Genomic DNA, 23,181 nt, shown 5'->3' on the forward strand with positions numbered 1-23,181 from the left:
ATGGCAACGAGTGAGTTTGCTTCAACGAGTGGAACGAACAGTTGGTTTTAACACCGTAGTAATCCTCTCACCGAGTGAAACACCCTCACCGAACGCACCGAACTAAACGAGAAAAACGAACGAAACGAACACAACGAGAGAAACGAAGATAATGACCGACACCAATACCGCACGAATCACGGTGGCGAATCAAAAGGGAGGCGCGGGGAAGACAACCGACGTCATTCATACTGGCGGCGCACTCGCCGCCCGAGGCCACGACGTCCTCCTCGTCGATATCGACTACCACGGAGGGCTCACCTGCTCACTTGGCTACAACGATCTGTACTACGATACCGACCGTACGACGCTGTTCGACGTCCTCGACTTCGACCAGATGGAGTCGGTGAACGACATCATCGTCGAGCACCAGGAATTCGACATCCTTCCCGCCAGCGAGAAGCTCGCGAACAACAAGAACATCCAGACCCTGCTTGAGGCGCCGAAGAGTCGCGAGCGGCTGGAGATGACTCTCGACGAGCTCGACAAGGACTACGACTACATCATTGTCGACACGCCGCCATCCCTGAACGTCCTCACCGACAACGCCCTGGTCGCGACCGGCAACGTCGTCATCCCCGTCATTCCCGAGAAGCTCAACGCCAACAGCCTCCAGATTTTCGCGAAGCAGCTGAGCTCCCTCGAACAGGCATACGGAGACATCAATCGGCTCGCCATCGTCTGTAACCGTGTCGAGCAGAACGCCGAGCACCGCGACACCATCGAGGAGATCAAGTCGGCGTACTCCCTCCCAGTGTTCGAGATCCCGAAGCGGACCGACCTCTCCCAGTCGATTGGCGAGGGGGTGTCTGTCTTCGGCTTCGGCAAGGAGAACCAGCGCGTTGAGGATGCACGCGACCTGTTCAACGAAATCGCCGACCTGTTCGACGAGACGTTTGAGAAGACCGCACCTGAGGAGGTGGAAGCATGAGCGACGGCTGGGGTGATGCTTCCGGCATCGAGGGCAACTACGAAGAGGAGGACGATGAGGCTGATTCCCGCGAAACGAGTGAGGTGAGTGAAACGGTGGAAACCAGTTCATCGACCGAAACGACCGAATCGAGTTCAACGAGTGAAACGAACAAAACGAGCAAAACGAAGACGAACATCAAGGACGAGTGGAATGGGCGGACGATCTACATTCCCGACGATGTCCTCGACGAGATGGAGGACACTTACCTCGAGTCCCAGTTGAAGCTCCGCAAGGCGGGGCAGGACGAGTTCAAAAAGAACCGCCACTTCTACCCGCTACTCGTCCAGTTCGGGGTAGAAGCGCTCTCTGACGCGGATGCTGAGGAAATTCAGGCTCGACTTTCGGAACTCGGCAACGAATGACCTCGCGCAGACCGAGGACCGAGTTCAGTTACGAACGACACAAAATGTTCACGAGTTGTTTCCAACTACAGAAATCGATTAAACAGGCATAGGAAATGTTGCTCTGAAACGACCATCGACAGGGACTTTTCTGCTGGACGGATTACGACTGTGTCTCGCACAAGCAGGAGGGCACTGGGTACTCCTGATTAGGTGACTGTATACCCTTCTCCCGAATTCTACTACCCCCGATCGAGGTTGGAGTCCACGCTAACTTTGTATTCAAAGAATTTTACGTTGCTGGCTCGTTAACTTGTACCCGATTTACCCATCCGGATCAAACCGCGCGACCGTCGTTCGCTCACCACCGCTGGCGTGTCTTAGTGCTAGGTCACGAATTTGGAACCCGAATACGAGCTCGGCTTCGTATCCGATGGCTGCGGGACCATCACAGCCCTCTTCCTCAATCTCACCGATTATCTCTGCTACCACAATTCCATCTTCGGATACAGAAGTGTACGTCGCCACAGAGAGGTCTACACAGACGCTCTGAGCAGCAAATGTTCCCGAGATTGTTGCCCTATCTCCATTGACAGATAACTCTGCTTCATCCGTCGGGTTGTCTCTTTGTTCCGTATACCGTTCGGTCACCACGGCTGGTTCAGTTCTCGCTCCTCTAATTCTACTAAGACACCCTGAGGTAGCTGTCAGGCTTGCCGCACCTCCAAAAAGAACTGCCCGTCTCGATAATAAATGATCGGGACGGGGGTCAGGTGTCATCGGATATTCTCCTCAGTTACTGCTAACTGGCTCAAGTGTAATCGGCGGGTTCCTTGCGACGTATACGGCAGATTTGGAGGATGGCACCTTCTTCCTCACGTATTTTGGTAGTTCATCGTATCTAACCTTATCTATTCCGAAGAATTTCTTTTCTTCTGCTCGCATCCTATCTACCGGCTTCCATTCGTGATCCGTTTTTCGGATATTTCCTTCTGGGGTGATTGTCACTCCCCTATCAAAGAAGGATAGATCCCACTCGTTTATTGCGTAGCCAAACTGAGACGTGACTTTCATTTCACTATCAGTGTAATCTTTTTGCCGAGTGATCCACTTAAGATGATGGCCTCCCCCACTGATTGGTTGTATATATTCTCCGAGATATTCGTACTTGATCGGAACATTACCATCGTATTGGGAAAGTAATAGGTCATAGACGATTCCGACAATATCTGCTGCGGTGAGTGCTAGAGCTCCTGCGGTTACCCCTGCTGCCTCAGCTGCGATCTCCAGAGCAGTTGTGGCCGCATTCAAAACTAATTCGCCATCTCCCGTATCATCTTCATCTGATGACGGTCCGAATCCTGCTTCATCTGGATTCGTTGAAGTGAGCAAACTTAACGAATCCTCATCGTAGTTCCGCAGCGCCGTCTTTTGCGATGTGGCTCCGAAGTTATTGCTCTTTTCGCCATCCTCAATACTCACACCAGAACCAGCCAGTCTGAAGTAATGATCCCACTCGTTTCCGGAGTTTACTGAATATCTATCAATACCACTGCCTAGGTGGTGTTCCACACCTTGGCCGTATGGGTGGTCGGTGACATTATTCTCACTTGTTTTTGAGCATCCGTTATATGTGGCACAGGCCGCTGCGGTACCAGTTAGGCGGACTCCTCCGAGAATCCCCCCGAGAGCAATGCCCGTTGTCTGTACTGCTCTTCTACGCGTATGAGTGTTTTTCTCACCCATAGTTACTCAATTAACACGTTATTATTTAGCTTTTTCTCCTGTAAGAGCAATACTGGTTGAAGTTAGATAATAGCTGAAATAGTCAAATTGAACCCTTCGTAAACTGTGGATAGAACCAGTATTCGTACACTCAATGGGTTGCTAGCCTCGTGGCTCTGCCTAAAGTTCGATCAACAAATTGGGTGAACAACCGAGTGAAACGGTCACACCTGAACGCGTTGAGGCGATCCAGACAGCGACACACGAGGACTTCGGACGGTTCATCAACACCACCTCATACTTCATACTCGGTTCCTACGGTGAGGAGGAGCGGTCACAATGGAGGCTGTGCGCGACCAACTCACGGGTGACAGAAAACGTGTTCCCGTGCTCTTCGTCGATCTTGACCAGAACTCCGATTCCACCTTCACGGCGTAGAAACTCACAGACGGCCTCGATTACGTCATCCATTCTGTAGTGATGTCCCAGCTATGTCAGTATAGAACCCGTTTCGGTGTAAATTCTACCAAAATAGAGCCCTTGTCAAGTCACTCTCGCTGAAATCAGTGTAAACTCCATTTAAATTGAGTTTGCGTATACTCTGAAACCCGACTGAAATATCAGGTTAATCACCTTCACGAAACAAGCGATGATCGGATATCAGAAATTTCCCTCACGATGTTGGGGTTGAAATCAACTAATAATTCCGATAGCAAATGCTCGCAATCCATCCAACATCTACGGCGCTTACCAACACCGCCATCACACCTGGCGTTGCGTGGTGGACCTTGGACAGGATGCTGTGGGGGTGGAGTCAATGACGGAGGAAATCGACTCTGATTTTGGTCCAATAACAAGTCTTGGAACCCAAGCAGACGATATTATTGACGAGAACACGGAATGGGTTGATCTGGTTGAGAAGCTTGACGTCCTTCGGTTTGAACGACGGGATGAATACCCGGATTGGCACGATTCGATACCATTCCGCCGCATGTTTCTCGCATACGTGTGGGCGAAAGCGGAAGATATCTCTCTGACGACGATTCCGAGCCAGCTTGAAGCAAATCCAGAGTTGGCCACTGCGATCGGCTTTGACCTTGACGATCTCCCCTCAGAGAGTACGTGTAAGCCAACGCGATTAGAGGAGGGGCGATTCGAAGAACTTCAGTCACCCGTTGAACGGGGAGTGAAAGAGATTCGAGCACTTGCAGCTGAACGGGGCGCACCGATCGGGAATGATTTTCTCAAAACAGCGGACGGTGAGGACAAACAGTCGCTATCAAATCGGACTGTCCAACGCTTGCTCCGGAAGAAGGGCCAAGAAGTGCTTGATGAGTTGAAATCGGTAGCTATCCCTTCAATCTCACTCTCCCGATCAGATGACGCGATCTATGACGACGATGAATTACTCGTCTTAGAAGCAATCGCGTCGATCAAGCAGCAGGCGGCACACGGTTCGGGGCAGAAGCTGGGTGACATGAAAAATCCAGACCCCGCTGTTGATGACCCGTTCTACGAGGATGGTCCATCTGGTGAGACGCTATTGGAAGCTCTCAATCAGATGTCCATTGAAGAGATCACGACTGTGCTGAATTTCGCTCTACGAAAGGGCTACACACGTGCGAAGCCCCGAATCAGGGAGCTCGAACACGATAACGGCTCACGGTTTGGAACCCGAGCGAAAGTCGCGCTGGACATCACGTATGTTGCCTACTATGGCGATCGCGACGAGATGAAATGGGTCCAGGGCGCGCCAGAGGGGAAAGAATACACCTGGTGTCACAAGTTTGCGACGGTCGTGATCGTCGGCGAGAACACTCACTACGTCGTGGGGGTGTGTCCGCTTGGGAGTACGGACTACGCTGCGACAGACGCCTATCCCGGCAAGAGTAATTCCTACTATATCGGTGATGTTACACGGCGACTCCTTTCGATCGCTGAAGACTACGTCGACATCAGGATGGTGTACGCCGATCGTGAATTCCACGCTGTGGACGTCATTCAGACGCTTACTGACAGGGACTTGGACTACGTGATCCCTGCTCAGAAGGATCAGCATCGGGTCGGACCGATGTGTGACCAGTTTGACCAACTGAAGCAGGGCCATTACGAATCGAATGACATCCCACTATACGTTGAGGACGATTTCGTGATGCACGGTACAGTGAAGGGAGGCGTCTCAAATCACAGGGTACATACGACCGTTGCCGTGTTACCCCCGGCAGAAGATGATGACGTCCATGAGGAGGGATCGCCACAGCCCTTTATCACGAGTCTCAATGTGACAGCCGAGACCGCATTGGATAGGCGCTGGGCGAGAGAGCAGATTGAACAGTACAGCGACCGCGGAGCGATCGAGAACTCGTACTCGTCAATCAAGGACGCAGCAGCATGGACTACCTCGAAAGAGTTCGGGGTGCGATGGTTCCATTTTGCTTTCGGGTGTGTGGTCTACAATATGTGGCTGTTAGTCGATTTCCTCACACAAGAACGAATTGGGGTCATTGAAACCCGGAAGAAGCCCAGAATCACACTCAGTCGGTTCCTTGATTGGCTGGACAAGGAGCTGGTCACACTCCTTTAGAACTTGGTTTGGGTTAGCCCTTCGCGAGAGGCATCACTCTTTGTTGAAGTAGATTTCGACCGATAAGTTTGTTTAGTATAACAATTCTGGTTCTATGATAGCTATTAGAGCGTAATCGCGGCCATTTCTATCGGGTATTGGTCCGAATAGAGTCGATCCCGTGAACGTTTTGACCGGCATTCGCAACTCCACAATCTCGGAGGATGTGTTTGATGCGTGGCTTATTTTCACATCTATTGATCGAGTTTATAGAGCCAACTGAAGTCTTATATAAACCCATCCGTACGTACCTTCATGGACTGGTCCCCAAATAGGCGGTTACAGTTGTGGATCGTGCTTTCGCTGTCGGTGTTAGTCTTGACAACGCTCGCAGCTGCACTTGTGAGTGGAATCGTAGTGTTCTTCATCACAATGTCTCTGTGGATCGTCGCTGGCAGTGGAGTCGACCTCTTCACCGGAGATAAAGTTAATATATTGGTCATCTCTATATCAGGAATTATTTTGAGTATCGTGTTGTGGGGTGAGCGTAACGCACCCGACCACGTAATCGCAATCATCGGTGCTCAGCGAGCGTCGGAAGCTGAGTATCCAGAGCTACTTTCGACAGTTCGTAACATTGCACATCAGGTGGCCGTCCCAGCCCCTACAATCTACGTGGCACCGACAGAGACGCCGATATCGTTGACAACGGGTTTTACTGCCCGTACATCTCGGTTAGTCGTCAGTGAAGGGCTGTTGAACGCACTTGAGGAGTCAGAACTACGTGCGGTTGTTGCACATGAAGTTGCTCACATTAAAAATCACGATACAGCAGTCATGACTTTCTCAACCCAGCCAGTAGCCGCTGCCGAACGCATTAAAGAATTACTTAGCGGTCCAACGGCCGGAATCAAACATGGTGTCGTCAGTCGTGCAGATTATACCGACGCCATCCTCTTTGTCGGTCTTGTACTTGTCTTTCCTCTTTGGATATTCTCTTGGTTACTATCATCCTCCTTCGCCCGTACGCGTGAATTTGCCGCCGACCGTGGGGCGGTTGCGATCACTGGTGAACCAGCAGCCCTTGTGTCGGCACTCGAAACAATCGATAGCTCATTCGATGAGCGCCCCACTACTGATTTCCGGCGAACGTCTATATCAGCCTTCGCAATCGTTGAACCGGATACAGCTGATTCTGTTAGAGATGTTGTACCGTTTACCCGATTCAAACATCGATTGTTTTCGACACATCCACCGACAGGGAAACGAATAGAACGGCTCAAAGCAGAATACGAAAATCATTTTCACTGAGATTCGTACAGTCTGGTAAGGATTACTGCGTCAAGTTGTTCTACTTCATGTTCGGTGCGCTGTTACACAATATTTAGCGAATGACAGATTTCTTATTGAAAACAAAAATTGGCGGAACCGGACCTGATGGTTAGCTTCAAGTTCAAAGTCGCCGACATCGACGACGTAGCTGTCAACGGCTATCGCGATCCACGACTAGACTGACTCCCTCCGACTGAGTTGTTTCTCAGCGCCAGAAGGCGTGTAATGCGCGACAGTGTACAGATATGTTGAAATATTTTTCGAATATACTATCGGCGGAAACAGATGGTCAATGAGAGTCACGAGTTGACGACACACGATACTTGGAGGCTATTACCCAATTTCGTCACGATATTTGACATTCAAATTATTTTGGACTAAAATATCCTCAACATCTGATATACTATCCCTCTCAGTTTTTGAATAGGTAGGCATTAGTTGTAAGACTCTGAGTTTCTCGGAACCATCTTCATGGTATCGTATAATTATCTGTGGGTGCCCAATCTTATTTGGTTTGGACAGGATGATCTGCTCAATTGATTCAATCAGAATTTTACTATCGTCAGAGACATTAAAATACCTATTATACACTGATTTTCCTAACAATAACAGGGCAGCTAAAAATAAACCACTAAACAAACCACCTAATGCTATACTTCTGATGAAAATACCATTATTAAGAAGTATCGATAGTGTGATGTATAGAATTGTCGCTGACAGAATAATTTGGAGTGTATAGCTGTTTGTTAATAGACGTTTAGCTCTAGTCATCTTACTGCTATTGATCTCTATATGATCATTACGTATTGTACAATTCCCTGACAAAATATCAAATTGGTTCACGGAAATGAATTCACTGGTTATTTAATAAAACTAATCATCTCCTTGACCGTGATAGTTCTACCGAATCTGTCGGTTTTCTTTTATCCATACATAACCTTGCCTGAAATATCTGGGTGCCGAAGAGTGCGGACTGACCGGCAAATAAGGTCTACTACACGAAGGCTACATCCATCTATGAGCCACCACCAAACAGGAAATCGGTTACGCTTCGACTGTTCTCTCGGTCATTCTTATTTTGAATGAATTGGAGTCATCTGAGTCGAGCCCCAAATCGGCCATGTAGAGTTGTAACTGTCCAATACAAGAGTAAAAGAAAATGAGAAAATTGGCTCGATTATCCTGCTGATGCCCCTGCAGCGACTATACTTACACCAGCCGCAGCAGCCAAACCACCACCGGACAAGAGGAAAAATATTGCACCAGCAATAACCAGTGCAATTACACCTGTCGCAGCGGCGTTAAATACCCAATCAGGGATACTATTTTGCGCATCTTCTAGTGAATCCAAGAAGTCTGTAGCCAAGGATTCGAAAGCACCGGCGCTTGTTACATCGTTGAAGCACTCAGATGCGCAGACCCCAAATTCTTCAGACCCGACCCAAACACACTCAGTCTCCGGATTCACCCCAATCCAGAATCCAAGATCAAAATCAAATTCACCGAAGTCAGTAGCATATACACTAGCACCTACCGATCGTAATGGTGGTGTTGTACCATACGCACAGAGTCTTGTTCCATCAGAAATAACACTTTCATCGATATTCACGCATGATTGACCACCACCAACACCAGCTAGCTCAGGAACATTAAGACATGCTTCATAGGTGATCCCCATTATTCGTTACCCCCTTGATCTTGTTCTAGTGCATCTGGCATCGGTTTTTGATCGATTTTATCTGCTTCAAATATCTTATTTGAAGGAGGAATTTTCAGGCTGTACATATTTCCATCCCTCCAATATTCCAAGTCATTACCCTTTTTCCATTTTAAGTCAAGGACTCCGCTTTTTGTATTAGTTGTTATTTTATAAATGTTTTCGGGTACCTCATTGGCAGATTCTACACCCTCTGCAAGGTATAATTCAAAAACACCGTCAAAGAGTGTTGTTGATAGTGCTATGCGGTCATGTTTATCATCTTCGGCAATCTGAGGATCATTAGTAAGTTCTACTGCCATATTGGCTACGGTATGTTCAGTATAATCATGATCTATCTCAGGGTACGAATCTTTTGCACTGACGATTCCGGAAGCTATTGACGTAGCTCCCACAGTAGTTATTCCACCTAACACGGTCCTCCTTTTGATTGGATTTTTCATTCCATTAACACTCCGCAATCAATAATTTATCATACAAGCAAATATATCTCGTAAAGTAGATTGGAACCCGGCCTACTCGTGCTCGCCAGTCTCACCTTCGCGGGCTACACCATCTGAGGCGCACCGCTGATCTGCGAGTATTCGGCACTGGAGACGGCGACGTACTCGATGGCCATCGCGGTTCCGCTGTTCGCGGTCGGCGTTCCGGTCGAGCTGTACGTTCGTGAAACGACCGAGAGTGCTCTAATTAAGACATTTGAGATATGAGCAGTTGTAGTGGTTCACTCCTTCGATATAAATCAGGACATGGGCCCTTTGTGTGAAGGATACCAGCTCGGGATCACCATCCGAAACAAACTCAAAGGGTTCGATCTCGTCACCGCGTTCGAGAATCTCGATCACGCGATAGACGCGATCGAAGACGGGTATCCAGCGTGGCATCCTGCGCCACTTTCCTTTCGCGCGGTGGTGTTCTCGTTCGTGTTCATGGAGATAACGGGTGACTCCTACGCCGACTTCAGTCGACGACTTACCCGACAACCGGAAGTCGCTACTATTCTCGGCTTCAGCCGGGTACCCGACGAATCAGCGTTCTCGCGTGCGTGGCGAAATCGATTCGACAACGCCGTTCACGAATACATCCACGCTGCCGCCCACTTCGTCATCAAGGAAGTCCACGATCGCGACATTTCAGCGCCCGAGGTTCGGCCAAAGGCAGAGATCCTCAACGATACTGAGGAAGCCGCAGACTCAGTAGAAGACGAATTCTTCTCACAGGAAGAGATTGTTCAGACAACGCGCCTCGCGCGTGATCACGCCTTCGGACACTTCGACTCTGGTCGGGCGTCGAACGCCTCGTACGAGGACACACAATTCTTTGAGCTACAGACGTTCATGGGGATGGTCCACTGTGGAACCGGGCAGGGAGCGACTCGCTTCCAATACCGTCGTGGTGAAGAGTACGGTCCCCACGGCGACACGCACCTCCGCGCTGTCAAGCAGTTCGATCCCAAAGAGCTCGTGAACGGATTCAATGAGACAACGAATCGCTTGCTCTCCGTGATCGCCTCTGAAGCATCTTTTCGGAGACCAGTTACCGCTGCGATCGATATCACGACTATTCCCTACTACGGGGATGTCGAGGAGATGCCGATGGTCAGCGGGACAAAGGATAGAGACGGTCGAGCGTTCAAATTTGCGACGCTTTCGATCATCGGGCAGAACATTCCGCTCGTTCTCGCGGTCGAACCAGTGCGAGAGAGTTCTGAGTGGGATGAGAACCCGTCGAATCAGATCCATCGTACTGTGCGACCGCTCGTTCGACGAGCGAAAGAGCATGTTCCAATCGAGACAGTGCTGTGTGACCGGGAGTTCGATTCGATACGCGTGTTTCAGACACTCTCAAACCTCGATGTGAACTACCTCATTCCGAAGCGGGTCTCCAGCTCCGAACGGGATGTACTCGAACAAATGGACAAAGACGACCAAGAAGTGGCTGTTGAGTCGGCTTCTGTCCATGTGGAATCTGGATCGCATCCAATGCGGCTCCTGTACGTGCCGTCGACGAGTGGGGAGGGAACGGCCGTCTTCGCGACGAATCTTCGAGTTGGACCTGGTGAGGCTGAGGCGTTCTGTCAGCGTTACAGCCGCCGGTGGCAGATCGAGAGCGAGTACAAGAGCATCAAGGGCGACTTTCTCGCGAAGACCTCCTCGAAAGATTACCGCGTTCGCCTGTTCTACTTCGTGTTCGCCGTACTCTTGTACAATATCTGGCGGCTCACCGATTTCCTGCTGAAAGCAGGTGTCGACGGAGAGATGGACTACGCACCAGTGTTGACCGCGGGTGAGTGTGTTGAGCTCGTTGCCTCGTCGTTGATTCCACACGACTAACCCGTTGAGATCTTGCTGGGTCCGCCGCTCAAGAGTGACAACCGTATCCAGCAGCGCCAAAATCCACGCAATTACGCACGCTCGTCTGGTAGTTCGAGAGTAATAATTCAAAATTGATCCCAGTACGCTGAAAATCACCACGAATTGATGCTAATTCGACCTGAAACTAGCCTATCCTCCGAAACTGTGAACTTCCACGGATAGATATTTTATATAGCGACATACAATATACAACTTTCTGTAGTGCGGATTTCCGGCGATAAGACCTTCCAGAGCCCTGAATTCTCCCGATAAGCTAAACACTATGAGTGGTCCTGATTATGCCAATAATCACGACCACTTTGAAGTACCCCGCCGCCGTCGGTGAAGCACGAATGCTGCAACCGCCTCACGACGGCGCTTCCCCCGGGGTAGAGGCACCGAGACTGGGCCCGCAGGACGGTGGAGGGCCGGTGGATGCCTGATCGAGCGCTTTCGACGCCACTCGACGACAGCTTCGAGCGCTACCTCCAGGACAAAGGGAAAGGCCGTGGTGGCGACGGCGGGAACTATCGACGTAACGCTGCACGCGAGCTCGAACGGTTCGCCGAGTGGGCTGCCGGCGACCCCGGTGCCGACGACTGGACCGGGATCGTCCCCGACGACGTCGACCGGGAGCCGACCTTCAACGATCTCGAGGAACGTGTGTTTCGGGAGTACGCCCGACATCTTGGTGGCGACCGAGGACTCAAACAGAATACGGTACAAACCTATTACCGCTATATCTCTGCGTGGTGTGGCTGGTGCGTCAACGAGGGATATCTCGAGGCGCATTACGCGCAGCGGGCAAGTGCGATGGCGCCGCTGCCGGAGGACGACGGCCGCAAGCCCGGCGACCAGCAGGCCTGGACGTCCGAACAGCGCCACGCCCTCACCCGCCACGTCGACGAACGGGCCCGCGACGCCGTCGAGGCGTACACGACCCTTCCAGAGGATACTGACCCCCTCGACAAGCAGCGAGCGCGCTACGCGGCGCTGAAAGCCGCTCGTGACCGAGCGCTGGTGTTCGTCCTCGCGTACACCGCCGTCCGCGTCGGGGAGCTACTCCGGGATCCGAACGATCCGCGACGGCGCGGCGTCCGCTGGGAGGACCTCTCCCTCGACGACGGCAGTATGGACGTCTACCGGAAGAAACAGCAGTGGGACGCCGCGAGTCTCCCCGATCCAGTGATTTCGCCGCTGCGAAGCTATCGGCAGCTGATGGACCCACCGACGGAGCGCTGGCCGGTGTTTCCGACGTTCGACCAGCGGACGCTCGCGGAGCTCGTCCGGGAAGAGCTAGCCGAACGAGGGGAACGCCCAGAAGCAATCACTGAACGCCGTGCGGAGTACGCTCGCGACCTGCTGCTGGCGCTCGATGAGGACATTCGGCCGCCGTCGATCACGACGGACGGCGCACGGTCGATTCTCCAACGGCTCTCAGAGGCTGCAGAGATCGACATCGACCATCCGAAACACGATTATCTTGCTCCACACGGTGGTCGACGTGGGATGGGGGAGGTACTTGTCCGTGCGTTTGGGTACACGGTTGCGGCCCGGTATCTCGATAACTCCGAAGAGATGGTCCGAGAGCGCTACTCGCATATTGAGGCCGGAGAATTGGGCGATGTCGCCACGGAAGCTCTCGAAGAAGTGGACACCCTTGGAACAACATCGAGAATGGAATAATGCAAAAGTCATCACATTTCTTGGCGGCACCAATTAGGACCAGAAGGCGAGGACAACGCTAACGACTCTCCCGTACTATCGTTCTGATAAGAGATGCCAGCGACGGACTTAGAAATCGCTCTTGAGAAGATAGATCCCGGGACGTTCGAGAAGCTCGCTGCGGATATCCTGAGTGAGCGAGGGTACGATGTTTCTCCGACCGAAGGGACGGGTGCAGATGGCGGGCGCGATGCAGACCTCCGACGGGGTAACGAGACTGGTGTTGCCCACTTCACCACTCGGAATGATTGGAAACAGAAAATCCGGACGGACGCACAGAAGACGGTTGACCGTGGTTTGAACCGTGACTTCGTGGTATTCGTAGTAAACCAGCTCCCGGAACCACCGCGCGTCATTGATGAAGTCCGAGATCGACTCCAAGAGGAGTTCGGCTTTCCCACAACAGTTCTTACACGAGCCGACCTCCGTACACAGCTGACGACCCGTAACCCGTATCTCGCTGAAGAACACCTCGGCATCGATGCCGCGAAGCCCACGACTGATCCCGTGGAGGAGATGGAGGCCCTCAAGGACGAACGCCTCTCGATGATAGCGTCGCGGTCCAATTCCCTCCCGAATGCACTGCCAGGCGGTCCCTGTGCAGTCCTCCATTTGTTCCCGGTGGGGATGTTCAGCACAGATTATGGGGTGTCTCCATCTAAGCTTCCATCACCGCCACTATTTGGGGGTGGCCGAAGTCACCTAGCCGGGAGACCAGTTGGTGATGGGGTCGTCTCCATCAATAATCGAATACAGGAAGAGCACCCGGAGTACGTGTTTCTGGCAGAAGACGGCTACATCGAGGCCGTCACCACCCTTACATTCGAGCGGACTACCGTAGATGCGTTCACCCCAACCGAACCGAACCGCGTCGACCCCGAAGTTGGGAAGCATCTGATGCAGATTGTTCCAGGGTCACTTGAGGTACTGGCTGAATTGGGGGCACAGCCACCTGTATACGCGTTCGTCACGCTCCTCGGGGTGGAAGACTACCAATTCCCCACTTCATATGCTGGAGTCTCGCTGGCCGCATCACTCCGACCGTTCAGCGACCGTGAAGAACCAAAACACAGCATCCTCGAGACGATGGACGACGATGGAACCGGGCTACGACCGAGTTTAGATCGGCTATGGCAACGCGCTGGCCGACAGAAAGGTTCCCCTCACTTCTCAAACGACACCTGACGTTCATAGACATCCAACGTCGCCCGTTCAGTGCAGATCCTCTCGAATAGTATCCAGCACCTCTATGGCTTCACCGTGGTCTATCTCTAAAACCCCTTCTCGGATTAACGGCCACTCTGTTCCTTGTTGCTCGATCTCAGCTTCGAGCTCATCGATGCTTTCCCCCCAATACGTGGTACCAAGGGAAACAACATCCTCGCCATTACCTTGAGCATACCAGAGTAAATCCAGGATCACTTCGAAGCGCTTGAATTCTCGTTCATACATGGGTTCTGACGTAAAGAACTCTAGTGCTGGCTCACGGAGCGTTTCATTCATTGAGGAACGCAACGACTCCTCAGCACTTTCTCGATCAAAACCACGTCCCCATTCACGGGTTAGATAGCGAGGATGGAGAGCTTCAACGGGATTCTTCTCGACGGGGCGTCGTCCCCTTGAACGAGAGACTTCGATAGGCTGGGTCAACAAGTGAGAGATTAATGACCAATTTTCAGCCGCTATGCTGGTGAGCCCGACACCATACAGTCCGAGAGTGGCAGGATAACGGCGTAGATCTCTCAGGTGCTTATTCGAGCCACCATCTGGACTCTGACTGGGAGCAAGTGTAGAAAGAGCATTTGAGACGGGTTTCTCCCCTGAATTAACTGTATCATCACCCCAATACGCACAAGTCATCAATACCGTAATTATCGTCGGCATCAAGTTCCCATACTCTCGAAACCGATCATCTGCAGTGAAATCATCCGCTAAATCTTCGCCGTAGAGTGGCAACCGGTCTTCATCGAAAATGTCCTCTCTTGTCTGTTGTGCCGTTTGGCGAATGAGATCAGAGAGATCGATTTTGTGCTCTTCTCGGGTAAGATATCGCTTGACGCGTTCGCGAGCGATTGGGGTTGTTAATGGTTCGCCGTCTTCAGCATCCTCGAGTGCTCGCACCCGATCTCGGAGGTCGGCAAACAGCGAGGTTGCGCCGTCATGATGAACGGTAAAGCCGCCGCGAGCAGCCACGATCTCTTGAGCGGCGTCTCCGAGGTCACTATAGTACGTCCAGTATGTCGAGTACCGATGTGTTTCGCATTCCTGAAGGGATATTCGGAGGCGCGTATCGTACTCCCCAGACCATCCACAAATGATCAATCCGTACTCGTGGAAGACACGGTCGATGATCTGTTGTATCGGGTCAGAATACGATTCAAGTTCCGAACTGAGGTTCTTGACGTTTGTCTCCTTGTGTCCCCATTTACTTTGACGACGACCGCGTCCTGGTGTTGTAGCGGTTCAGCACCTCGGGCTGATTCAGGCCCCGAAATCACGACAGGATTAACGCCTTGATCGCGAAGGGCCTTCTCGATGAGCTTATCAAAATTTGTCGTTAGGATGACGTCAACGTATCCATTATCAACCAGCCATGCGATACTTTCGTGTGCGTCGGTGGGCTGCTTTTCACCGCGTTCAGCTTCCTGATCTGAGGGCTCGAAGAATTCTTCGAGCAGTTTCCTTCGTTCGGTCTGCGTCTTCGCGAGTCCTTCGATGAGGTTCTCGTATGTTGCTGGCTCATCGTAGGTTTCTTCGTACCATTCGATGGGGTCAGTATCTTCCTCGATCGATGTATCCTCAGCAGTGGCAACCCGTTTCACGAGTTCATTGACAACCGCCCAGCCGGTCGGAATCTCCGCCTCCGTGGAGACCCCCGACCCAAGGAGAAGTGCATAGCGGCCTGGATTGTTACGGACAGAGAACGTCATCGACATTCGCTCATCTACCATATTGGACCCTCCGCCCGAAGATATCGAGACATGAATCAACCTTGTCGGCAAACCGAACTAAATGTTGTCGTGGGAAAGACTAGTCCGAGACGGGCGCTTTCCGTTTATGAGCGAATCGCAGCGGAATGGTCGGATCTGAACGGTATAATAGCGGTGCGTTCAAGCGACTAAAGTGTCTCGATAAACTGGACCATGCCGTTCCGAGCACTGGACGACGGGAAGGTTGTCACCCCTACACAGGTCGACGATCAGCAACCCGTTGAATGTCCTGAGTGCCGAGGTATCCTTTATCCTCGCGACGGCAACCACCGTGCCCGTCACTTCTTTCACGCTGCCGACGACGCAGCTGAGTCCTGTTCAACGGCGAGCCAGGGAGAATCAGATACCCACGCTCGCTGTACGGCACTGGCGGTCGCTACGCTTGCTGACCAATATCCGAATGCAGCACGCGTCGGGGCTGAAATCACAATAGACGCGACAGGGACGCCGACAACTCCCGAGACCCGACGTGCCGACGCCCTCGTTGAGTTCGATGAGGAAAACCCCTTCTTCGGACGCGGCCTTATCATCGAGGTTCAACACAAGCACCACAGCAAGGACATCGAAGGAACCACCCACGATTATCTTTCAGTGGGGTACTCAGTCGCGTGGTTAGAGTCTGAGGACTTTGGTGACGAGCAACTGGACTATCAGGTCGTCGATGAGGCGTTTCAAGCCGACAACGGTCGTGCTTTCAGCATCCGTGAGTATGACCCGTCGGAGTTCGACACTCGTGTTGAAGCGAATCTCGACTGGGAGGAAAAACCTCGAGGCTGCCATTTCGTCGAAGAATACGGGAGCCACAATTGGAGCCAAGTCCCAGGATATGCGCATCCGGACGGGTACGAATACGAATACTGCTGGTGGTGCGGATCACGCCGGCGCTACGATCACGAACTAACTAGGTTCGTGTACGACTACGAGGGGGTGCTCGCACCAGAGATCGACATCGAAGTTCTTCGTGACGCTGTTATCCCCTATCCAGATGTTGCGGACGATTTTGACGACTGGAAGAACGGCGACTCGTTTGGTCGTGAACGGTCGTTTGAGGGAGCATTAGCAAACCGTACTGATGTCGCACCGTGTCGCGGACCACACGGCATTCACGAATGGACGAGAAAGGAAGTCATCAAACGAAGGTACGATGATCGCGTCGACGTCGCGCTCTGGGAATGCCAGCACTGCCCTGTTCACCTTCTTACGAACCATACCAGGCAGGGGGAGACGGAGGCGGCAATTCTGTTCGGAAAAGCTCCAAACCCGGATTGGGGATTGGACCACCTAAACGGAAATCCGCGAAAGTGTAACAACCGCTCTCACCACGAACAGGCGGACTGGGACTATTGCCCGGACTGCTTTCAGATAGATCCATAGAGGCTGGATATCGAGAGCTCCAAAATAGAACTCACGTAGGCTTCTCTACCTGGAGACTCATCGTAATTAGATGCTCTAAGGTCTGAATTGAGTAGACATCTGTAGAACTGGACTGCTCTATTGCCTCTGACATCGGTTCTACTATAGTTTGTCCGCCTTCTCGTCCCATAATCAGGTTGTAGATAAGATTCAAAATCACCTTCGACATCTGCTTGCACACCTCACTGTTCACATGGTAGAGGTTCAACTCAGCGTCGTAATGTCGGTTCCCCAGCGACTCCGTTTGGAGTCTAAGGAAAAAGAAGCCCCATTGGTCCTGCTGTACAGCTTCCATGTCGTCTATTAGGTCTTCAACTTCGGTATCCAGCTGTCCGAAAAGCCCCTCTTCCCAAAGCCACTCGATATCCGCGATCGTGACTGGTAGAACACGAAAACCGTGCTTCAAATCATTCAGTAGCGGTCGGAATCCTCGCCAAAAATTGAGGGCGGCATTCGCAGCTGCGATATGTAGGTCGGGATCTTCAACGAAGTCTAATTCATTTGTTTCCTCGTCGTAGACTGCGGAACACCCCAAGAACTCTCGTGCGATCATCTCCCGGTCTGTTGCATCTATTTCGTCGATGACCTGCTCAAACTCAATTAGATCCTCCGGCTCCTCCGCTAAGCGGCTAACTGAAACCATCTCGCCGTCATCCATTTCGACTGTAAGCTCATCAAGGACACTGGCGATATCCCGTGTATAGGTATCCTCTTTCACCATCATCCAGGGCTGCTCTGGATTCCGAGCATTCACCGCGAACAGGTGGGCATATAGATCGGATAACTGAGCTAGAATATAGAGCGAGTCTATCCCGTCGTAGCGATTGTAGGGGTTGAGTTTCTTGATTCGATTATCCCAGTAGCCAAATGCGAAATTACGACGCCATAAGTCTGCCAAAGGGTTCTCCAAATCGAGTTCTTCCATACTAGTCTCCAAGATGTGTGGTCGACACAAAGAATGACCGTTTATATAGTAGCTGGTGAATCCTATTACGCAATGTCTGACCTCATCGTCAAAGCAGCCGTGAAGGACGCACTCTCGGACCACAACGTCTCGGCAGATTTCTACGACGCCCTCAACGAAGAGGTCGCCGAACTGCTCGACGACGCCGCAGAGCGTGCTGAGGCCAACGACCGGAAGACGGTCCAGCCCCGCGACCTGTAGGCCTGCGTAACGGAGCCAACCCCGGCACTCGAACGTAGCTTTTTGAGGTTCCTGTTCAGAAGTTAGGAAACGGGAATGGCGGACGCACCGGATACCGAACGGCAGGCGGTCGAACCCGATGCGAGAGAGGTCCTTAGCGTGTCACAACTGAACGACCGGATCGCGTCGGTCGTCCAGGACACGCCTGCCCTCAACGGCGTCCGCTGTATTGGCGAAGTCACTGACCTCCACCAGAACAGTACGGCGCTCTACTTCACACTCACCGACGGCGACGCCGAGCTCCCCTGTATGATCTGGGCGAACCGTTACCGGGAGATGGACGTCGACCTCGAGGACGGGACCGAAGTCATCCTCGAGGGCGATATCGATTACTGGGTCGAAGGTGGGAAAATCGACCTCAAACCGTGGGAGGTGATCGTCGTCGGCGACGGCGACCAGGCGGCCGCCGTCGAGCGACTGCGAAGCGAACTCGAAGAACGTGGTTGGTTCGACGATGAGCAGAAACAGCAACCGCCGGCGTTCCCGGAGCGGGTCGGTGTCGTCACGTCCCTTCGAGGAGACGCCCGGTACGACATCCAGAACGCGATTCACGGACAGGACCCCACCGTCGACATCCTGGTGAAGGACGTAACCGTCCAGGGGTCGAACGCGCCGCCGTCCATCGCGAACGGCATCCACCATCTCGACCGCTCGGAGGACGTCGACGCCATCATCGTCGGCCGCGGCGGTGGGAGTGATTCGAACCTCCAAGCGTTCAACACCGAACGGGTCGCGGAGGCGATCTTCACCGCCAATACCCCGGTGGTCACCGCGATTGGCCACACCGATGACCGGCTCATCGCAGATCAGGTGGCGGACGTCGCGACGATCACGCCGACAGCCGCCGGCGAGTATATCGTAAACTCTCGCCAAGAGTTCCTTGCGAGCGAGATCGAGCCGCTGGAGCAACAGCTCGACGCCGCGTACGAGACCTTCCAGCAGGAACACGAACACGAACGGGAGCTCGCCGAAGCAGTCGGCGAGGCGGCCGCTCCCGAGGGTCTTCCGCCGATCTACTATAAGGCCGCCATCGGTGTATTGCTGTTCTTGCTGCTGTTAATCATCACTGCGTTGTGGCTTGGGGTGATCTAAGCGTGGCAAACGATTCAGCGATCCACGACCGCTTGAGCCGCGTCGAGGAGATAATCGAGCAACTCGATGCGGACGAGTGTGACCTCGAGGAGGGTACGCGGCTACACGACGAGGGTCAGGAACTCTTGGCCGAGGTGCGGGAAATCCTCGACGAGGGTAGTGGGGACGTCGTCGAAATCGAGTAGAAATTCGCACCAACCTTAACCAACACTCTGTTCGCACCATCCGCTTTTGTTGGTTAAAATCATTTTTCCTGGTGAACGAGTCTATCGATTATAATTTACTTTAAATTATTGCGCCCGTGTTGGCCAGAAAGTATTTACTAGCGTTCCAGCTATCGTGTCAACATGTACCGGGATTCAGCCGGTGCATACCCATACCCGCACGTATGATTACACGGTCAGTCACCATCGAGGAAATCGATGACCTGTACCTGATGTGGAACGACCACATCAACGCCTCTGCCCTCTATCGTCGCGCCCTCCGCGAGGAAATGGACGTCCGCGGTGTCGACCCTGATGAACTCCGCGACCTCCTCGACCGGGCCCGCGAACAGGGCTACACACTCGAAGAGATCGCAGAGGAGACGAACCGCTTCGATGATCTCCAGTCGCTCGTCGAGGAGCCACGGGGCTGCTCACCGGCTGGAGAAGCTTCCAACGACTAACCCGCTATGACACAGGATAGTACTCCCTCCGACCCTGAGCGTAGCTCCGAAACAGACTCGTCGTCGGGAAGCAGGCTTCACAGGCAAGCCGTACTTACGGTTGTCCTCCTGAGCCTGTTCGCCGTCCAACCCGCTGCCGCACAGACCAACGCGGTCTGCAGCGCGGATAACCTCCCGAGTATGATTGAGGGATTCTTCCAGCTCACCACCGCGCTGGGGATCGTCGGCCTCGCCATCGTCTGGCAGGCTGACTCTCTCATCGAGATGTTCACCCTCAATCCTGAACAGAAGAAAGGCCTCAAGCGCCACAAACGCTCCGCGATGAAGTCCGCGGTCGTCCTCGTGGTGCTCGGCCCGCTGTACACCGTCGCCGGGTCGATGATGGGCCTCCCGCTGGCTCAGTGTGTCGACCTCGTCCCCTGGTAAACCGCTCCCACCCCCGCTGTGAGCCCTATGGAACGTCGAGAGCTCTCCATAATCATGGCCGCGCTGTGCGTGACGAGTGTAGTCACGGGTATCGTCACGGCTGCCCCACCACGGCCAGGAACGGAGGATAACGGGCTCACAGAGAACGAATCGGCGACGCTGTGGTCTCGCGACGCGGACGACTACATCAGCCAAGAGGCGTACCAAGAGCGGTATGGTGAGTCTCGGACTGCGATGCAACAGCTCGCAAACGGGACGGACATTACGTTCAAGCGCCCGCCTGCGACTGCGGCCACGTGGACCCAGAACGACTTCGAGGACCTAAACGCCGGCGGGTCGGACACCTCAGTTCACCCACCTCACGCCTCGCTGGAGGACGGCATCTACATCGAGGATGCACACGCCACGATATTCGCCGTCCAACCATCGACACGAGGCCACCTGGAGTCGGGTGAAACTCCGCTCTACATCGCCCCGAACGGGACGATGCGTGGGTTCGTCGACTACCGTGTTCGTGTCCCGAATGGGAGTTCGTCCGGCAATCGGACGGTCGAGTGGTCGCTGACGAGCCACGAGGTCGACGCGGTCCGACTCATCAATGATGGATCGACCATTGTCGAGAAGGGCGGCTCGCACACCCCTGCATTGGAGTACCAGATCGAGGACGACTGGAGTACGACACTCACCCTCGAGGCTGAGATAGACGTTCGGTTGAAGAAGACCGTCCGGATCGACCGAGGTGATGAGACGGATGTCGATGTCACGTACCAGACCGAGTCGCTCAACGTCACGGACTCGATCGATGTCGAGATCTACGATCTTACGGCGTACCCCTACTACGCCGAATACCCGAACGGCGATGCCGGGGTGGCGATCTTCCAGTCCCGCCCCTGGCAGGGCTACACGCTAACCGAGAACGGGAGTGCTCGCGTTCGCGGTGTCTGGCGGTTCTACACCGCACGGAACACGAACTGGGATACGCTCGTACAGTCCAGCCGGACGGGGAGCTCGACCGTCGAGTCCGATGCGATTCCCGTCTACGTCCACGCGTATCCCTCCCGGATCGGGCCCCGTGCTGAGCCAGTCCGTGATGGGCCCGAGATCATCGATACCTGGGGGACGGACCGTCCGTCGCCAGTAGGAACCCTCGGCGAGAACATCAACATCGAGATCGTCAACCAGTCGTACACGACGACGTATGGTCTCGCCGTCCGCGCCGAGACAGTCGACCGTGAGGACCTCCACGTTTCAGGCATCGTCCGCGGTGTGAACGCCTCTATCGTCGCCCCTGACGCCGGTTCTGAGCGACAGCTCCGGCGCAGTAACCTCACCGTCGAGGTCATCCAGCAAAATAAGTCACAGGCGACGCTCCGTATCGAGCTTCGAGATAACCAGACGGGGACTCCGATTGGACTCGGCGGAGGCGGTCGTCGGTATCCGATCGGTGGTGGGGCCCGGAACGGATACATCACCATCGCGGACCAGCGGGTCGAAACGAACGCGTCTGGCGTGGCAATTGTGACGGTGGAGCAGCCGGGGATCTACACTGCCCGGTATCACCCTGGGTCGTGGCTTGGCCACAATCCGGCCTACGTGAGTGATACGGCGACGGCCCGCTGGCATCCACTCGGGACGATCGAGGGCTGGTTTGCCCTCTTCGTCGAGGTCGGATGGCAGCTGCTCCCCTTCTTCGTGATGTTCTACGCCGGGAAGCGGCTCCTGCGAATGCTCGGCCCCGAAGACATCTTCCAGAACAATCCATGACTCGAGACAATCACCACCTCAGCAGACGGACCGCCCTCCGAACAGTCGCCGGCGCCGCGCTCGCGAGTGTGGCCGGGTGCCTGGACAGTAACGGAAGCACCACTCCGAATGGGAGCGAGAACCCCGCAGATGGGTCGGGAGTGTTCCAGCAGGTGACCGTCGATGGAACAGCACTCGTCGTCGAGTTCGCCGCCGACTCAGAGTTCGACCAGATCAACCTCATTCAGCCGAATGGGGAGCTGTTCGGTCAGCGGGAAGTCGCTGCGGGGTCACAACAGGTGTCCTTCGATCTCGGAACGAGCTACGCACCCGGCGAGTACGAGGTTGTTGCTCTCAACGGTGAGGAGACGGTTGGTGAGAGTTCCCTCTCTGTCCAGCCGAACTTAGAAATCGTCGAGATGGGAATTGGGAGAAACCAACCCGATGAGATGTGGGATGGATCAGAAGACAAGATCGAAGAAGAGGCCTTTGTCACCGTCGCAAATCGGGGAAGTGGACCTGACGCGGTAACGAAACTACTCTTCATCGGTGATGTTCCCTACCCATCTGACGAGGAGGGTACGAACTACGCAGACGATGAAGATGTGAGCGGGATCTACGACCCTGAATCAGATTCGGAGGTCGAACAGGTCACTATCGCTCCAGGGGCCCAAGTCACGATTTACAGTTCACGCTCGCCATTCGCCTTCGTTCCTGGAGCAGGAAGTTCCTGCTCGGACGAGGCGAAGTCTGGCAAGTTTGAGCTGATCCTGGAAACACGGGTGGGTGGAGATCGGATTACGAAAACGTACAGCATCCAGTACTCAGCGTCTCAGGACTCAGATAGCTGTGATATTTCCATCAGTGAGGCCTAATC

Annotated in this window: 22 protein-coding genes; 15 read left to right on the forward strand and 7 right to left on the reverse strand. The window is 53.6% G+C overall.

The features are described 5' to 3' along the window. The first annotated feature begins 151 nt into the window (after positions 1-151). Positions 152-970: a ParA family protein gene (locus tag AC4NMM_RS05575; protein ID WP_491923757.1), complete on the forward strand. Its 819-nt coding sequence runs from the start codon at positions 152-154 to the stop codon at positions 968-970. Next, on the forward strand, positions 967-1,374 hold the full coding sequence (locus AC4NMM_RS05580) for a DUF8160 family protein (RefSeq protein WP_491923758.1): 408 nt from the start codon (positions 967-969) through the stop codon (positions 1,372-1,374). Before AC4NMM_RS05575 ends, AC4NMM_RS05580 begins: the two co-directional genes overlap by 4 nt. Before the next feature lie 303 nt (positions 1,375-1,677). Here AC4NMM_RS05580 and AC4NMM_RS05585 read toward each other — a convergent pair whose 3' ends face one another. Together AC4NMM_RS05585 and AC4NMM_RS05590 are read right to left on the reverse strand one after the other, a co-directional pair. After that, positions 1,678-2,133 carry a hypothetical protein gene (locus tag AC4NMM_RS05585; RefSeq protein ID WP_491923759.1) on the reverse strand — a complete coding sequence of 152 codons (456 nt, stop codon included), beginning with the start codon at positions 2,131-2,133 and terminating at the stop codon, positions 1,678-1,680. A gap of 12 nt (positions 2,134-2,145) precedes the next feature. Further along, complete coding sequence (locus AC4NMM_RS05590; protein WP_491923760.1) at positions 2,146-3,099, reverse strand: hypothetical protein; 954 nt, start codon at positions 3,097-3,099, stop codon at positions 2,146-2,148. Positions 3,100-3,895: 796 nt separating this feature from the next. Between AC4NMM_RS05590 and AC4NMM_RS05595 the strand changes: the two genes are divergently transcribed. Together AC4NMM_RS05595 and AC4NMM_RS05600 are read left to right on the forward strand one after the other, a co-directional pair. Next, positions 3,896-5,662, forward strand: a complete 1,767-nt coding sequence (locus AC4NMM_RS05595; RefSeq protein WP_491923761.1) for a transposase — start codon at positions 3,896-3,898, stop codon at positions 5,660-5,662. A gap of 294 nt (positions 5,663-5,956) precedes the next feature. Then, the gene (locus AC4NMM_RS05600; RefSeq protein WP_082222446.1) at positions 5,957-6,952 is read left to right on the forward strand and encodes a M48 family metallopeptidase; all 996 of its coding nucleotides are present in this window, start codon (positions 5,957-5,959) and stop codon (positions 6,950-6,952) included. A 1,198-nt stretch (positions 6,953-8,150) separates the two neighbouring features. Here the strand turns inward: AC4NMM_RS05600 and AC4NMM_RS05605 are convergent. Together AC4NMM_RS05605 and AC4NMM_RS05610 are read right to left on the reverse strand one after the other, a co-directional pair. Beyond that, on the reverse strand, positions 8,151-8,651 hold the full coding sequence (locus AC4NMM_RS05605; RefSeq protein WP_491923762.1) for a hypothetical protein: 501 nt from the start codon (positions 8,649-8,651) through the stop codon (positions 8,151-8,153). Continuing rightward, on the reverse strand, positions 8,651-9,133 hold the full coding sequence (locus AC4NMM_RS05610; protein ID WP_491923763.1) for a hypothetical protein: 483 nt from the start codon (positions 9,131-9,133) through the stop codon (positions 8,651-8,653). Before AC4NMM_RS05610 ends, AC4NMM_RS05605 begins: the two co-directional genes overlap by 1 nt. A 306-nt stretch (positions 9,134-9,439) precedes the next feature. Between AC4NMM_RS05610 and AC4NMM_RS05615 the strand changes: the two genes are divergently transcribed. The 3 genes from AC4NMM_RS05615 (at position 9,440) to AC4NMM_RS05625 (ending at position 13,954) form a co-directional block, all read left to right on the forward strand. After that, a complete protein-coding gene (locus AC4NMM_RS05615) occupies positions 9,440-11,023 on the forward strand; it encodes a transposase (RefSeq protein ID WP_050032137.1) in 1,584 nt (527 codons plus the stop codon). A gap of 456 nt (positions 11,024-11,479) precedes the next feature. Beyond that, positions 11,480-12,730, forward strand: a complete 1,251-nt coding sequence (locus tag AC4NMM_RS05620; RefSeq protein WP_491923764.1) for a site-specific integrase — start codon at positions 11,480-11,482, stop codon at positions 12,728-12,730. Positions 12,731-12,823: 93 nt separating this feature from the next. Next, on the forward strand, positions 12,824-13,954 hold the full coding sequence (locus AC4NMM_RS05625; RefSeq protein ID WP_491923765.1) for a restriction endonuclease: 1,131 nt from the start codon (positions 12,824-12,826) through the stop codon (positions 13,952-13,954). A gap of 27 nt (positions 13,955-13,981) precedes the next feature. On the opposite strand, the gene AC4NMM_RS05630 is transcribed toward AC4NMM_RS05625, so the two are convergent. Both AC4NMM_RS05630 and AC4NMM_RS05635 read right to left on the reverse strand, forming a co-directional pair. Beyond that, complete coding sequence (locus AC4NMM_RS05630) at positions 13,982-14,962, reverse strand: hypothetical protein (protein WP_491923766.1); 981 nt, start codon at positions 14,960-14,962, stop codon at positions 13,982-13,984. Positions 14,963-15,087: 125 nt separating this feature from the next. After that, on the reverse strand, positions 15,088-15,720 hold the full coding sequence (locus AC4NMM_RS05635) for an SIR2 family protein (RefSeq protein WP_491923767.1): 633 nt from the start codon (positions 15,718-15,720) through the stop codon (positions 15,088-15,090). Positions 15,721-15,912: 192 nt separating this feature from the next. Here AC4NMM_RS05635 and AC4NMM_RS05640 point away from each other — a divergent pair, with 192 nt between their 5' ends. Then, complete coding sequence (locus AC4NMM_RS05640; RefSeq protein ID WP_491923768.1) at positions 15,913-17,133, forward strand: competence protein CoiA; 1,221 nt, start codon at positions 15,913-15,915, stop codon at positions 17,131-17,133. Between the two features lie 31 nt (positions 17,134-17,164). Here AC4NMM_RS05640 and AC4NMM_RS05645 read toward each other — a convergent pair whose 3' ends face one another. Continuing rightward, complete coding sequence (locus AC4NMM_RS05645; protein WP_491923769.1) at positions 17,165-18,097, reverse strand: hypothetical protein; 933 nt, start codon at positions 18,095-18,097, stop codon at positions 17,165-17,167. Positions 18,098-18,169: 72 nt separating this feature from the next. Between AC4NMM_RS05645 and AC4NMM_RS05650 the strand changes: the two genes are divergently transcribed. The 7 genes from AC4NMM_RS05650 to AC4NMM_RS05680 all read left to right on the forward strand — a co-directional run bounded on the left by AC4NMM_RS05650 (position 18,170) and on the right by AC4NMM_RS05680 (position 23,179). Then, positions 18,170-18,337, forward strand: coding sequence for a DNA-binding protein (locus tag AC4NMM_RS05650; protein WP_004048632.1), 168 nt, complete (start codon positions 18,170-18,172; stop codon positions 18,335-18,337). Between the two features lie 75 nt (positions 18,338-18,412). Next, on the forward strand, positions 18,413-19,468 hold the full coding sequence (gene xseA / locus AC4NMM_RS05655; protein ID WP_491923770.1) for an exodeoxyribonuclease VII large subunit: 1,056 nt from the start codon (positions 18,413-18,415) through the stop codon (positions 19,466-19,468). 2 nt (positions 19,469-19,470) lie between these two features. Next, a complete protein-coding gene (gene xseB, locus AC4NMM_RS05660; RefSeq protein WP_491923771.1) occupies positions 19,471-19,653 on the forward strand; it encodes an exodeoxyribonuclease VII small subunit in 183 nt (60 codons plus the stop codon). Between the two features lie 203 nt (positions 19,654-19,856). Further along, a complete protein-coding gene (locus tag AC4NMM_RS05665; protein ID WP_008458695.1) occupies positions 19,857-20,135 on the forward strand; it encodes a hypothetical protein in 279 nt (92 codons plus the stop codon). A gap of 6 nt (positions 20,136-20,141) precedes the next feature. Next, positions 20,142-20,561, forward strand: a complete 420-nt coding sequence (locus AC4NMM_RS05670; RefSeq protein ID WP_491923772.1) for a DUF7985 family protein — start codon at positions 20,142-20,144, stop codon at positions 20,559-20,561. Positions 20,562-20,588: 27 nt separating this feature from the next. Continuing rightward, positions 20,589-22,325 carry a DUF8186 domain-containing protein gene (locus AC4NMM_RS05675; RefSeq protein ID WP_491923773.1) on the forward strand — a complete coding sequence of 579 codons (1,737 nt, stop codon included), beginning with the start codon at positions 20,589-20,591 and terminating at the stop codon, positions 22,323-22,325. Next, positions 22,322-23,179 carry a hypothetical protein gene (locus tag AC4NMM_RS05680; protein WP_491923774.1) on the forward strand — a complete coding sequence of 286 codons (858 nt, stop codon included), beginning with the start codon at positions 22,322-22,324 and terminating at the stop codon, positions 23,177-23,179. The genes AC4NMM_RS05675 and AC4NMM_RS05680 overlap by 4 nt, the downstream gene beginning before the upstream one ends. Positions 23,180-23,181: the final 2 nt, after the last annotated feature.

The organism is Halorubrum sp. SD41, assembly GCF_058630335.1.

Excerpts from the sequence above, each read along its gene's own strand:
- AC4NMM_RS05575 (WP_491923757.1), top strand. The coding sequence starts at position 152 with ATGACCGACACCAATACCGCACGAATCACGGTGGCGAATCAAAAGGGA.
- AC4NMM_RS05580 (WP_491923758.1), top strand. The coding sequence starts at position 967 with ATGAGCGACGGCTGGGGTGATGCTTCCGGCATCGAGGGCAACTACGAA.
- AC4NMM_RS05585 (WP_491923759.1), bottom strand. The coding sequence starts at position 2,133 with ATGACACCTGACCCCCGTCCCGATCATTTATTATCGAGACGGGCAGTT.
- AC4NMM_RS05590 (WP_491923760.1), bottom strand. The coding sequence starts at position 3,099 with ATGGGTGAGAAAAACACTCATACGCGTAGAAGAGCAGTACAGACAACG.
- AC4NMM_RS05595 (WP_491923761.1), top strand. The coding sequence starts at position 3,896 with ATGACGGAGGAAATCGACTCTGATTTTGGTCCAATAACAAGTCTTGGA.
- AC4NMM_RS05600 (WP_082222446.1), top strand. The coding sequence starts at position 5,957 with ATGGACTGGTCCCCAAATAGGCGGTTACAGTTGTGGATCGTGCTTTCG.
- AC4NMM_RS05605 (WP_491923762.1), bottom strand. The coding sequence starts at position 8,651 with ATGGGGATCACCTATGAAGCATGTCTTAATGTTCCTGAGCTAGCTGGT.
- AC4NMM_RS05610 (WP_491923763.1), bottom strand. The coding sequence starts at position 9,133 with ATGAAAAATCCAATCAAAAGGAGGACCGTGTTAGGTGGAATAACTACT.
- AC4NMM_RS05615 (WP_050032137.1), top strand. The coding sequence starts at position 9,440 with ATGGGCCCTTTGTGTGAAGGATACCAGCTCGGGATCACCATCCGAAAC.
- AC4NMM_RS05620 (WP_491923764.1), top strand. The coding sequence starts at position 11,480 with ATGCCTGATCGAGCGCTTTCGACGCCACTCGACGACAGCTTCGAGCGC.
- AC4NMM_RS05625 (WP_491923765.1), top strand. The coding sequence starts at position 12,824 with ATGCCAGCGACGGACTTAGAAATCGCTCTTGAGAAGATAGATCCCGGG.
- AC4NMM_RS05635 (WP_491923767.1), bottom strand. The coding sequence starts at position 15,720 with ATGGTAGATGAGCGAATGTCGATGACGTTCTCTGTCCGTAACAATCCA.
- AC4NMM_RS05640 (WP_491923768.1), top strand. The coding sequence starts at position 15,913 with ATGCCGTTCCGAGCACTGGACGACGGGAAGGTTGTCACCCCTACACAG.
- AC4NMM_RS05645 (WP_491923769.1), bottom strand. The coding sequence starts at position 18,097 with ATGGAAGAACTCGATTTGGAGAACCCTTTGGCAGACTTATGGCGTCGT.
- AC4NMM_RS05650 (WP_004048632.1), top strand. The coding sequence starts at position 18,170 with ATGTCTGACCTCATCGTCAAAGCAGCCGTGAAGGACGCACTCTCGGAC.
- xseA (WP_491923770.1), top strand. The coding sequence starts at position 18,413 with ATGGCGGACGCACCGGATACCGAACGGCAGGCGGTCGAACCCGATGCG.
- AC4NMM_RS05665 (WP_008458695.1), top strand. The coding sequence starts at position 19,857 with ATGATTACACGGTCAGTCACCATCGAGGAAATCGATGACCTGTACCTG.
- AC4NMM_RS05670 (WP_491923772.1), top strand. The coding sequence starts at position 20,142 with ATGACACAGGATAGTACTCCCTCCGACCCTGAGCGTAGCTCCGAAACA.
- AC4NMM_RS05675 (WP_491923773.1), top strand. The coding sequence starts at position 20,589 with ATGGAACGTCGAGAGCTCTCCATAATCATGGCCGCGCTGTGCGTGACG.
- AC4NMM_RS05680 (WP_491923774.1), top strand. The coding sequence starts at position 22,322 with ATGACTCGAGACAATCACCACCTCAGCAGACGGACCGCCCTCCGAACA.